The organism is Lewinella sp. IMCC34191, assembly GCF_003390935.1.
In the GTDB taxonomy this organism is placed as follows: Bacteria; Bacteroidota; Bacteroidia; order Chitinophagales; family Saprospiraceae; genus Neolewinella.
In genome coordinates this window covers 80336-93067 of the sequence record NZ_QNQZ01000008.1, presented here as the reverse complement: position 1 = coordinate 93067, position 12732 = coordinate 80336, and the positions used below count along the sequence as shown (strand labels likewise).

Here is a 12732-nt window from a genome sequence, read left to right as displayed (position 1 = left end):
AGGCCTTTACTGATTTTATCTTCATAGCAGGGGCAGCAAGGTCTCCGCCGACTTCCGCGTCAGCATCGTGTAGAACGCCTCGGTTAGCGCCGAGCTGCCGTGATCCTCGAGAAATTTACGTGCCTCCTCGGTGAGCCCCTGCGGATCGGTGTCGATGCTGTTCGGATACGGGTTAGCGGGGGTACGATCTACCGGGGCGGCGAACTCTACCGACAGCGGACCATCGAAGCCGGTACGCTTTACCGTATCTACGATGCGCGGCCAGTCGAGGTGGCCCATGCCCGGTGCCATGCGGTTGTTATCGGCCACGTGGAAACCGACCAGGCGGTCGCCACAGTGCTCAATCGTCGTGTAATAGTCCGGTTCCTCCAAATTCATGTGGAAGATATCGAGGCATACCCCGCACTCCGGCCCGGTAGCTTCGGCCAGGGCATACGCCTGCTCGCCGCGGTTAATGAAGTAGGTTTCAAAGCGGTTGATGGGCTCGATGCCCAATTTGATACCGGCGGCCTGAGCGAATTCGTAGCATTCCTGCATGGAGGCTACCGCCCAGCCCCATTCCTCTTCCGGGCGGGCCCCGGGCATGATCTTGCCAACCGTGCCGGGAACCACCGAAACCATGGTGCCGTCTAGCTCCTTCACCATCGTGATGATTTCCTTGACGTACCGGACCGAGTCGGCCCGTTCACCGGGGTCGGCGGCCAAAGGGTTGCGCTTGCCAAGCATGAGCGTCACGGAGCCCCAGCAGCGGATATCGTATTTTTTCAGCAGGCGGCGCACCTCCGTAGTGTCATAATCGGCGGGCGTACCCTGAACTTCGAGATAATCGTACCCCAGGGGTTGGATGCGGGCCAGCGTGGCCTCCAGGGGCTCGGCGCGCATCCAGTTGTGTATGGCTAATGGCATGATCGATAGATAGCGTGTGGGTTTAAATATAGGGCGGCGGAGCGCGTGACCTATATTTGGCATATAACTATCCGGTCATGCTTCGTCGCCACACCCTCCTCCTCAGTATCCCCATCTTGTTTCTGCTAGCCTGCGGTAGCGAACGCCCGGCCGCGGTGGATACGATGACCTCCATGGCCGATTCCACCACTCCATACGCGGAAGCCCACCGACCCCGCTACCATTATTCCCCACCGGCCCAGTGGATGAACGATCCCAACGGCATGGTCTACCACGACGGGGAATACCACCTTTTTTATCAACACTACCCCGACAGCAATGTCTGGGGCCCGATGCACTGGGGGCACGCCGTGAGCGAGGATCTCGTCCACTGGGAAAATTTACCTATCGCGCTGTACCCCGATTCCCTCGGCTACATTTTCTCGGGAAGTGCCGTAGTCGATAAGGGAAACACTAGTGGACTCGGCACCGACGGACAAGACCCGCTCGTAGCAATCTTCACCTACCACGATGCCGAAGCCGCGAGTGCCGGCCGCGACGATCACCAGACCCAGGCCATCGCCTACAGCAACGACAACGGACGGAGCTGGACGAAATACGCCGGCAATCCGGTCATTTCGAATGAAAAGCTTATTCGCGACTTTCGCGACCCGAAAGTTATGTGGGACGCGGAGCGCGACCAGTGGGTCATGGCCCTCGCCGCCCAGGACCGGATCCTGTTCTGGCGCAGTGATAACCTGATCGACTGGGAACTGCAAAGCGAATTTGGAACGGAGCTCGGTGGGCACGGTGGCGTGTGGGAGTGTCCCGACCTCTTCCCCCTGACCGTAGCGGGAGGCCAGGAAACCAAATGGGTGCTGCTCATTAGCATCAACCCCGGCGGACCGAATGGCGGATCCGCTACCCAGTACTTCGTTGGTGACTTCGACGGGAAGTCCTTCACCCCCGACCCGTCCTTTCTTCCGGATGTCCAAAACGGGAAGGGGGTCTATATCGACTACGGCCGGGACAATTACGCCGGAGTAACCTTTGCCAACATTCCGGAGGAGGACGGTCGCCGCATATTCATCGGCTGGATGAGCAACTGGCTGTACGGGCAGGAGGTACCGACTACCGTCTGGCGCAGCGCGATGACGGTGCCGCGTGCCCTGTCCCTTCACCGACTGCCGGCGGGCTACCGGCTTTTCTCCACGCCGGTCAGGGAACTGGAAAAACTTCGCGGTACCCCCTCGGAAATTGCCGCGGGCAGTACCACCGTTGCCAGCAACACGCAGGGTACCCAGGAAGTAGATATCTCCTTTCTAATCACTTCGGAAACGGATGAGCCCTTCGGCATCCGACTGGAGAATGAGGCCGGCGAAGCCTACCGCGTCGGGTACGATCCATCTACCGATGAATTCTTCAGCGACCGCAGCGAGGCCGGAGAGGATCAGTTCTCGGATGTCTTTGCCGGCACGGCGGCACGTGCGCCCCGCGTGGCAACCTCCGACACCGTTCGCCTGCATCTGCTGCTGGACGTGGCTTCCGCCGAGCTGTTTACCGACGACGGCGCTACCGTGATTACGGAGATTTTCTTCCCCTCCGAGCCGTTCCAGCAGGTGTCCGTGTTCAGTGGTACCGATACGGAAGTCTTAGGCGGTGAAGCTTATTCCCTGGAGGGGATTTGGTCGACGCCCCAATAGCACTATCCGCTACAACTGGAGGTGAATGTGGTCATCGTGGCGCACGGCCACGCAGCCGTGAAAACGAACCTTGTCGTTGCCACCCTGACCGAGCCGCGTCTTAAGATGCGGTTCGACAAACACCTTACCAATGCGTGGATCGGCGGTGATAGTCCTTACTAGCCAGGCCGTACCAACCTCGTCAAAGGTCAGGTCAGTATCATCAGTATTGAGCGTACTTAACAAACTGTACTGCCAGTATCCCCGGTCGGCACAGACGGCCGGCTGGTCCTGTTCCCCCGGACCGGGAGCTTCCACGTAGCCGTAACCTAGCAGTCCGGGACTGGCGTTCACCCGTTTTCCCTGCTCGTCCAGATACAGGAAACTGATGTCCACCTTATTCCCGTCATCGTGACTCCGGTGCGGCAGCAAGGGGTAGCCTTCGAGAAAGGGAAAATTTGCATCCAGGTAGCGAAGCTCCGTACCCGGAAAGCGCGCGGCCATACGTTTCGCTACACCCTGCAGCACGTCCAGCATTTCGGGTTTGACGTAGTGGCGATTCGCCAGAACGGTTAACCAGCCTCCGGGAGCAAGTGGCACTTCCGTAGTTGCCCGCAGCGGTAAAGGTACCCGTCCGATTGGGCGCGCTACCGTGGGAATGACCCAGATTGCTGCCGCCACCAGTAGGATAATGAAGGAGGTTGCGCCGATCAGACTGCCCCGCCAACCGGGAAAGAGGGAGCGGAGTTTGCGAGCGATGGGGATATGGAGGAGGTAGAGGATTCCGCCTACCTGGGTCAGGAGGGTTAGTAAGAGTACGGCTAGGGCATGTTTCAGGGGGCGCACAGTGTAAATGGAAACGCGCGGCCGGAGGCCGCATTGTGCCGGCGCGGTCGGAGACCGCATTTTACAGCGCGGTCGGAGACCGCATCGTACGGTAGGCGCGGACCTGGCCGTTATTGATGCCGACCAGGAAAAGTTCCTGCCACTGTACGACGCTGCGGGCGTCGCCGCGTACACTCCAGTAATCCGGCAGTACTTCGGGCTCGCCCGCTTCGTCTAGGGTGATGGCCAGACCGGTGCCGGCATCCATGCGGCCGTTCAGCACTTCGAAGGCATAGTCGTTTTGTACGGCGAGCAAGCCCGGGCGACCGTCCGCCAGCGTGGTGCCGATCGCGTCGCGGATCGGGGCGGTTTGCCCGGTACCCGGCAGGAAGTGGGCGGTGAAGGTGCCGTTCCCCTGGTTCTCGAACCAGGCGGAGCGAAACTCCCGGGCTTCCAGACGGATTCCTTCGGCGGTCAGTTCGGGCATCTCGGCATCCGTCCAGGTGCCGTAGGTGGCGTAGTCCGGAAATTGTCGTTTCAGGCTGGGTAATTGCCGGGCGAGGGTGTTGCGCGGGTGAATGGGGTGAGACTTCCCCTCCAGGTAGGCGGTCACGATCGGATCGATCGCCCCGTTACGGTCGTAATCATCGGCGTGCACGACCAGCGGAGCCTCGGAGGAGGCGGTGTACAGGCTATTCAGTCCCAGGTTACCTGCCAGCAGGTCTACGTCGCCGTCGCCGTCCAGGTCATTTGGGATCAGACAGTACCACCAGCCCGCCAGATTAGGGTCGACGGTCTGCGGAGTCCACCCTTCCGGACCGTTCATGAACACTTGCAGGCTGCTGTATTCCCCCACCGTAGCCAGATCGGGGCGCCCGTCGCCGTTAAGGTCCCGCCATACGGCCCCGGTGATCATACCGGCGTCAATTTCATCCGCTACAGCAAAGCGGCCACCGTCATTGCGCAGGACGTAGGAGCTAGGCGACAGGGGATACTTGCCCGACAGCAACCGCGCGCCGACAAACAAATCCAGATCACCATCACCTTCCAGGTCGGCGGCCGCTACCGCACCGGTGGGCACCAGAATTTCGGGCAGCACGTCGGTTGTCAACGCATAGCGGCCATCCTTATTCTCGTAGAGGAAGTCGCGGAAATATTCGTCTCGCTTGTCAAATTCACTACTCCCGTTACCCACGTAGAGATCTTTGTCGCCATCACCGTCGTAATCGAAAAGTAGAAGCCGGGTGGTTTCGGATGCGGCGGTTTCCGAAAGGCTTTCTACCTGCGCTCCGTCGCCCAAATCGTACACGGTAACCGGCTGCCCCGCTGCGCCGCCTACGATCAGCTGTCCGGATTCGGTAACGGCCAGGGCCGGACCGTCGTGGCTGTTGTCCCGCAATTTGAGTGCGTAGCGGTCAAAGTCCGTGTAGTAAGATTCCTCGTGGCGGGGTAGCCAATTCAGGGCAACGGGTTGCAGCGCCAAGGTATCGGCAAAGGAGGCGGGCGGCGGCGGCGCAGGTAATTTGCTTTCCCCGAACGGAACGGTCAGTTCCCGGTCCGCGGCCACTCCCCCCACAACCGAACGCCTGCCCCCGGGCCAGACGACTACCACGGAATCGATTTGCTTTCTCGTTCCCAATCCGAAGTGCAGACGGGGGTCCACCGTGGAGAGGTAGCCGCGTTGCCGCTGCTGTTCCGCCATTAAGCGCAGATCACCGGCGACGAGATGCACGGTGGCGCCGAGTCCGTCCGGATTACCGGAAGGCCCTTCCAGCCGAACCGTCAGATAGTGGGTCGAGTCCGGGGCGTTTTCGCGGCTCATATTCCGGTAGATGCGCGCCGGCTGGTTGATGTTGTTGGTGACCAGGTCCAGGTCGCCGTCGTTATCGAGGTCGACCGTTACCGCGCCGTTGGCGTAAGTCGGGTCTTCGGGGAGCCAGTCGGTGGCGGTGAATCGCAGGTCCCCGTCGTTGCGGAAGATGAAGTCGCGCTGGTACACCCCGCCGACGTCCTCGAGCGCGCGGGCGATGGATTGGTAGCGGGCCTCCTGGGTTCCGAACATTTCCGCCTGCTGGGCATAATCGATGAAGTCCCGGTTGGTCACGTCCCGGGGGTAGCCGTTTGAAATGAAGATGTCCCGCCGCCCGTCGTTATCGAAATCGGCGAGTAAGGGTGCCCAACTCCAGTCCGTAGCGGCCACGCCCGCCTGGAGAGCTACGTCGCTGAAGGTTCCGTCCCGGTTGTTGACCTGCAGCGTGTTCCGGACGTACTGGATATTGTAGCCCCGCCGCTCCTCCTCGGCAATGGCCGCGTGGGGGATATCGGAGAACATCGTCTTCCGGCGAAGATTATCGTCGGGCAGCATATCCACGGTCATGATCTCCGGATAACCGTCGTTATTCAGGTCCGCGACGTCTACGCCCATGGTGTTTTTGGACTGGTGAGGCATGCGGTCGTTGATCTCGTCCGTGAATGTCCCCCCGTAGTTCAGCAAGAGAAAATCGTTGGACATAAAGTCGTTACCCACGTAGATATCGGGGTAGCCGTTGCCGTCGAAATCCTGAACGTTGATACCCAATCCCCACCCTTCGGTACGCAACTGGTCGGCGACTTCGTACCGCAATTCGCCTCCCGGCTCGGTCACGTTCCGGTACAGTCGGTCTACGCTGGCTCCCCGGCCCAGGGTGTCCGTGCCCTTGGCAATGGTGCGGGGGTACTCTTCCAGTGAATTATTCAGGACGTAGAGATCCAGGCGCCCGTCCCGGTCGTAGTCCAGCAGGGCCGCCTGCGTACCGAATCCGGGGTCGGCAACGCCCGCCTCGGCGGCTACCTCCCTAAACCGGGGAATACTGTCCGGACCGGTCGGGCCTTCATTCAAGAACAGCAGGTTCGGACTGGGCCGTTCGTCACCCGGGTGCAGCACGGAAAGGTAAATATCGTCGTAGCCATTGCCATCGACGTCACCCACCACGACGCCGGCGCACCACCGATCCGTCGTCAGGCCGGCGGCCTGGGTCACCTTGCGGAAGGTGCCGTCCGTATCCTGGAGGTATAGCTCACTGGACACCAGGTTACCGGAAAAGAATAGATCGTAACGCCCGTTCCGGTCGAAATCTCCTACCCCTACCCCGCCGCCGTTGTAGAGGTACTCGTACTGGAGAATGTTGACCGTATCGTTTTCGGAAAGGACGTTGGCAAAGTCCACCCCCACGTCCTCCGGAGCGAGCAGCTCGAAATGGTGCCCCTCCGGACCGGAGCAGGCAAACGGGGTGAAGAGAGCCAGAAAATAAAACCAACGCATAACGGTAGACTTGTGCTAAAAACACAATGGGGACCGTATCCGGTTGGACACGGTCCCCATTGATGGAACAAATTACGTGGAACCGACTAGTTGTAGCCGGGGTTCTGATCGGCCTGGCTGATCTCGGTATTGGTCACGATCTCCTGGAGCGGGATGGGCAGCAGCAGTTCGCGGTCCGTCCAGTAGTCCAGGTAGTTAGCGGCATCAATCACACCGTAGAGATCCCAGCGACGCAGGTCACGAGCCCGGACGGATTCCGAAGCGAGTTCCTTACCGCGCTCATCGATGATGGCTTTGATGAGTTCATCCCGGGATTCATTGGGAACGCAGCTGTCTTCCAGGTCGGGAAGGTCGACACGCGAGCGGACCTGATTGACGTAGTCGCGGGCGGCGTCAAGGTCACCCTGGCGGGCTTCGATCTCGGCCAGCAGCAACAGCACGTCAGCGTAGCGCATCAGGATGTAATTGGTGGTAGAGGTGTAGAATTCACCCGGATTGAGCTTGTAGTAAACTTCGTACTTGTAGAAGCTCGCTCCAATTTCCGTACCCTGGTAGTTAATATCGGGACTGTTGGGACGAGCATCGTCGAATACTTCCGTACCGTTGGCGTACGTATCGCCATCGAAGATGACCGTTTCGCGCAGGCGGGGGTCGGTGTAGTCACAGCCGGCCAGTTCGTTCTCGTACAGGTTAACGAGGTCGGAAGATGGCGCGACGTTCCGCCAGGCCTTTCCGTACTCCTGGGCCCGTACCGACTTGGAGTCCGAGCCGTCACCCGTACCGAAACCGTTCCAGTTGTAGTCGCCAATGGGGGCATACACAACCTCGAACAGGCTCTCGGAGCTAAAGTCGTTCTCTTCGATAAACAGGTCACCGAAGTTCTCTTCCAGCTCGTACTGGTTCGACTGAACGATGGCTTCCAGGGCCGTCTTGGCCTCGTCTAGATTGTCGGTCTGCATGTAGCTACGACCGAGAATACCCAGCGCGGATCCGCGGGTTGCGCGTCCAAGGGAGGCATCGGCGCGGGTTTCCGGCAAATTCTCCGCGGCAAACTGTAGGTCGGCCTGCGCCTGTGCGAAAGTTTCCTCACGGGTGCTACGTGGCTGGAAACCGTCCAGGGTGGTCAGGCGGGTCGTGTAGATCGGAACGCCACCCCACTGGGTGCCGAGTTCGTTGTAGGCCCACCCTCTCAGGAAACGGGCTTCACCGGCGAGCGTGTTCTTCACGTCTTCGTCGACGGTGGTGTTAGCCTCGATGCCGTCCAGTGCGGTATTCGCGCGGTGGATGAGAAGATAGAGGGCAGTCCAGTGTTCCGTCATTTCGAAATCCGTCGCAGCGGCATTACCGCCGGGGATCGATAACAAAACGGTCAGGGACGAGGTAGCGACGTGGTGGTCGTCACGCAGGTCGTTGATAAAGAAATACCAGCGGCTGACCAGGGGGCCGGAGCGCAACGTAGAGTAGGCGCTAAGGATAGCCGACTCGATCTGCTGCTCGTTCTGGAAATAGTTTTCCGGAACGACGCGGCCCGGATCGAGGCGGGTCAGATCGTCCTCACTACAGCCGAAGCCAATGGCGAGGAGTCCGAATAAGAATATAGCTTTCAACTTCATGATCGCAAGATGTTGTATTGATTGATTAAAGGCCTTGGCCGCTCCACCCCCGCTCTACTAATAGTACGCGGGGGTGGAGGGTTGCGGATTGAGTGGGTGCTTAGAAGCCAACCTGCGCACCGAAAATGAAGGCGCGGGCATTGGGATAATCGCCGTTATCGAAACCGGTTTCGCTCAGGGCGCCGCCGATTTCCGGATCCAGACCGCTGTAACCCGTGAGTGTGACTAGGTTCTGACCCGTGAGGTACAGGCGAAGATTAGACAATACGCCGCCCTCGGAGAGGGGAAGGGTGTATCCGACGGTCAGGGCCTTCATCCGCAGGTACGATCCATCTTCCACGAAACGGTCGGATACCCGACGGTTATTATTGGGGTCGTCGGCGACGATCCGGGGAACATCCGTGCTGGTGTTCTGCGGGGTCCAGGCGTTCAGGACATCGGTACCGACGTTGAACAGACGCTGCGTCTGGGAAAGCAAGGATCCGACGCCGTTGTATACGTCATTGCCCTGCGAGCCCTGGAAGAAGACGTTGAAGTCGAATCCAACGTAGCGTGCATTGAAGTTGAAGCCGTAGGTGAAGTCGGGAAGGTACTTACCGATGATCACGCGGTCGGCCGCGTCGATGACACCGTCGTCATTCTGATCGACAAAGCGGATGTCGCCCGGTGCGGTCAGGTCGTTCTGGAAGGGTGCTTCGTCCACTTCCCCGACGGTCTGGAAGATGCCGTCGGTTTCGAATCCGAAGAAGCTGTATACGGGGTCACCCACGCGGGTAACAGTGGAGTTGAAGCTACCGGTGAATTCGATATCGTTGTTGCCTTCGATCACATCGTCCGGGTTGGCGAGGCTGAGCACTTCGTTGGAGTTGGTACTCAGGTTAGCCGATACGTTCCACTGGAAATCACCACTCGGATTACCGTAGTACTGTCCCTGAAACTCAAAGCCGGTGTTCTGAAGCGCACCGATGTTCTGGGAGGTAGTCGCGACCCCGGCGGAGGGGGGCAGGGCGATCTGCAGGATGAGGTTATCCACCTGACGGTCGTAGTACTCCATGCTGAAGTTCAGGCGGTTGTTGAAGAAGCCCATGTCCAAACCGATGTTCAGCATGTCCGTAAGCTCCCACCGCAGTTCGGGGTTCGCCAGGGTGTTGATGTAGCTGATCGTGGGCTGGTTGCCGCCGCCGAAGACCGGACCGACGGTAGAGTTGATGGGATCCTGGAAAGAGTAGGGGGGAAGACCGATCGATCCGGTACGTCCGTAGCTGACCCGTGCCTTCAGGAGGCTAAAGGGAGTATCATCCATAAAGGACTCTTCGCTGATGTTCCAGCCAAGGGCACCGGCGGGGAAGTTTTCGGTCTGAAATCCGGGAGCGAAGATCGACGATCCGTCACGACGGAAACTGAAGGTCGCGTAGTACTTACCCTGGTAACCGTAGGTCACGCGGGTTACCAACGAACGCAGGGTCGTTTCGTTGGGTGCCAGCTGGCCGGGAATTACCCGCAGATCGGCTCCGCCCTCCAACACGTCTAATACGGGGTTAGGCTGGGTAACGGTCAGTGCGAGGGGGCTGTAATAGCTGTTCTGAATTTCCCCTACCAGTACCGCGTTGATGCTGTGGTCGCCAAAGAGTCGATCGAAGTTCAGCAGGCCGCGGTAGATCGGGCTGAAGGTGGTCTGGCGGTTATCGATGATCGTATTGTTATTATTGGGCGAGGTCGACTCGTAAATCGGCGTCCGGTTGTAATTACGGTAGTTCTGGTAGTTCCCTCCGACAAAAGCCTGAGCCTCCAGACCATCTAATAGTTCGTAGGTCAGGTAGGCCGTACCCAGCATTTTGAATACGCGATCCCGGTTTTCCAACAGGTTAACCGCCAGGGCGGGGTTACCCGGGTCGGCGATGTCGAGGCCGGAGGATGCACCGGAGAAACCACCCACGTTGTTGGGGTTTTCGATCGGCTGGTAGGGCAGCGACTGAATTGCCTGAAGAAAGAGCGGGCGTCCGCCGAGTTCGGGCTGGATACCACGCTCGTCGTTTACCAGGAGGAGGGTCTGACCGAATTTGAACCGTCCGTCTTCACTGAGGGAGTGCTCGCTGTTGATCCGGAAGTTGAAACGCTCGTAGGGCGATCCCTTCACGACGCCCTCCTGCTTGAGGTAGCCGAAGGAGCTAAAGAAAGAAGACCGTTCGCCGCCTCCGGTGATATGAAGGGAGTTTTGGGTGATGAGGCCATCTTGGAAGATGGCGTCCTGCCAGTCGGTTTCCGTTTCCCGGAAAGTCTGATCGGCACCTTCGTAAACCGGCTGATCCAGATCGCGGGGCAGTGGGCCTCCGTTGAAGATCTCGGCGTACTGGATGTACTGGTCGGTGTTGAGCAGGTCATAACGACGGGGCTGGGTCTGAACACCGACGGTCGATTCGAGGCTCATGCGCAGGCCCTGCGCGTTAGCACCTTTCTTGGTTTCGATAATGATGACACCGTTCGAGGCGCGCGAACCGTAAACGGCGGTTGCCGAAGCGTCCTTCAGAACGTTGATGCTGGCGATATCGCGGGAATCGAACTGGTTGAGTCCACCGGCACCGGGAACACCGTCCACAACGTAGAGCGGGCCGGAGCCGAAGCTGATGGAGCCGATACCCCGGACCTGAATGATCGGGGGGGCACCCGGCGAGCCGCCACTGACTACCTGGACACCGGCGAGCCGGCCCTGGATTGCTTCACCCAGGTTACTGACGGTAAGGGCAGATACTTCCTCGGCGTCAATGGAGGAAACGGCACCGGTAACGGCCTCGCGGCGCTGGCTACCGTATCCGACGACCACTACCTCGTCAATTACGTTGGCATCCGCACCGAGGGTAATGTCGATAACGCTTTGTCCTTCAATGGGCACCTCCTGGGAAGTGAAACCGATATAAGAAAAACGTAGTACGGAACCTTCCGGAGCCGTCAGACTGTACTCCCCATCCAGGTCGGTGACCGTTCCGGAACTACTCCCAACAACCAGAACGTTCACCCCGGTCAGGGGGAAACCGTCGCCGTCAGTGACCGTACCGGTGACCGTAGTTTGCGACCAGGCTACGCTGGTTAACAAGCAAAGAAAAAGAGTCAACGATACGCATTTGCGTATAGAAATTATCATAATGTATAGATATTGCGTTACACAATCGATTTCGTGATGGCGGGGGGGAGTCCTCCACCGGGGGGCAAAAGTATCATTTAAGCGCAGCTTGCGTTAATTTATGCTCCGTTAATTTGCCGATTTTTGTCTAAACGACACTTAATAGACAAACGCTGCCATCAGAGCGCGTTTTTGACAACCTTCTCGCTCCTTCGCTAAAACGTGGGTCTTTCTGGCGCATCCTGGCTGGGTGATCTATACCTTTATTGCATGCCATTTATACTGCGTTTAGCCATCCTCTGTGTGTTTGCCTGTTCGCCGACGGTCGACACCCCCGAAACGGCCCCTTACTTTGACCGCACCAACCACGTCGATGCTTTGGCCGGCGGTGCCCGGATGATTCCGATCTCTACTCCCGCCGGTGAATTTCGGGTCTGGACGAAGCGGGTCGGCAACAATCCGGACAAGAAAGTCTTGCTGCTCCACGGCGGGCCGGGGAACACCCACGAATACTTCGAGGCGGCGGACAGCTACTTCCCCGGGGAGAATATCGAGTATTACTACTACGACCAGCTGGAAAGCGGGCGGAGCGACCACCCTGGTGATTCTACCCTTTGGACCATCGACCGCTTCGTCAGTGAAGTCGATCAGGTTCGGCAGGCGCTTGGGCTGGACGCCGAAAATTTCTACCTGCTCGGCCACAGCTGGGGCGGGATCCTGGCCATGGAATACGCCTTCGCTCACCCCGACGCGCTTAAGGGACTCATCATTTCCAATATGATGTCAAGTATCCCGGAATACAATCGCTACGCGCAGGAAGTACTCGGCCCCCAGCTCGACCCCGACGTGCTGGCGGAAATCCAGCAACTCGAAGCGGCGGAAGATTACGGCAACCCGCGCTACACCGAACTCCTGATGGAAAACTACTACACCGAGCACGTACTGCGTATGCCGGTGGCGGACTGGCCGGAACCCGCTTTGCGCGGACTCGAGCACGTCAACTACGACGTTTACCTCACCATGCAGGGGCCCAGCGAATTCGGCATCCACCCCAGTGCCAGCCTGGCCGACTGGGACCGCAGTGCGGATCTGAGCCAGATTGAAGTCCCTACCCTGGTTATCGGTGCCGAGCACGACACCATGGACCCCGATCATATGGAATGGATGGCCGAGCAATTCCCCAATGGTCACTACCTATATCTACCCGACGGCAGTCACATGGCAATGTATGACGACCAGGAAAAGTACTTCGCCGGCGTAGTGGAGTTCATCAATACGGTGAACGAGGAGAACGGCGCGGACTAGCCT

At 58.9% G+C, this 12732-nt stretch carries 7 protein-coding genes; 2 read left to right on the top strand and 5 right to left on the bottom strand.

Annotation, left to right across the window (positions count from 1 at the left end):
• Positions 1–21: 21 nt before the first annotated feature.
• A complete protein-coding gene (locus tag DRW39_RS15525) occupies positions 22–906 on the bottom strand; it encodes a sugar phosphate isomerase/epimerase family protein (protein WP_116107981.1) in 885 nt (294 codons plus the stop codon).
• Between the two features lie 77 nt (positions 907–983).
• Between DRW39_RS15525 and DRW39_RS15520 the strand changes: the two genes are divergently transcribed.
• Positions 984–2588 (top strand): glycoside hydrolase family 32 protein, encoded by a 1605-nt coding sequence (locus tag DRW39_RS15520; protein WP_116107980.1) that lies wholly within the window; start codon positions 984–986, stop codon positions 2586–2588.
• A 9-nt stretch (positions 2589–2597) separates the two neighbouring features.
• On the opposite strand, the gene DRW39_RS15515 is transcribed toward DRW39_RS15520, so the two are convergent.
• From DRW39_RS15515 to DRW39_RS15500, 4 genes are all read right to left on the bottom strand, one after another.
• Positions 2598–3413, bottom strand: coding sequence for a hypothetical protein (locus tag DRW39_RS15515; protein WP_116107979.1), 816 nt, complete (start codon positions 3411–3413; stop codon positions 2598–2600).
• A 61-nt stretch (positions 3414–3474) separates the two neighbouring features.
• Entirely contained in the window at positions 3475–6693 is a 3219-nt protein-coding gene (locus DRW39_RS15510) for a VCBS repeat-containing protein (RefSeq protein WP_116107978.1), read from the bottom strand.
• Positions 6694–6779: 86 nt separating this feature from the next.
• Positions 6780–8306: a RagB/SusD family nutrient uptake outer membrane protein gene (locus tag DRW39_RS15505; protein WP_116107977.1), complete on the bottom strand. Its 1527-nt coding sequence runs from the start codon at positions 8304–8306 to the stop codon at positions 6780–6782.
• Between the two features lie 100 nt (positions 8307–8406).
• Entirely contained in the window at positions 8407–11445 is a 3039-nt protein-coding gene (locus tag DRW39_RS15500) for a SusC/RagA family TonB-linked outer membrane protein (RefSeq protein WP_116107976.1), read from the bottom strand.
• A 249-nt stretch (positions 11446–11694) separates the two neighbouring features.
• Here DRW39_RS15500 and DRW39_RS15495 point away from each other — a divergent pair, with 249 nt between their 5' ends.
• Positions 11695–12729, top strand: coding sequence for a proline iminopeptidase-family hydrolase (locus DRW39_RS15495; RefSeq protein ID WP_116107975.1), 1035 nt, complete (start codon positions 11695–11697; stop codon positions 12727–12729).
• Positions 12730–12732 lie beyond the last annotated feature (3 nt).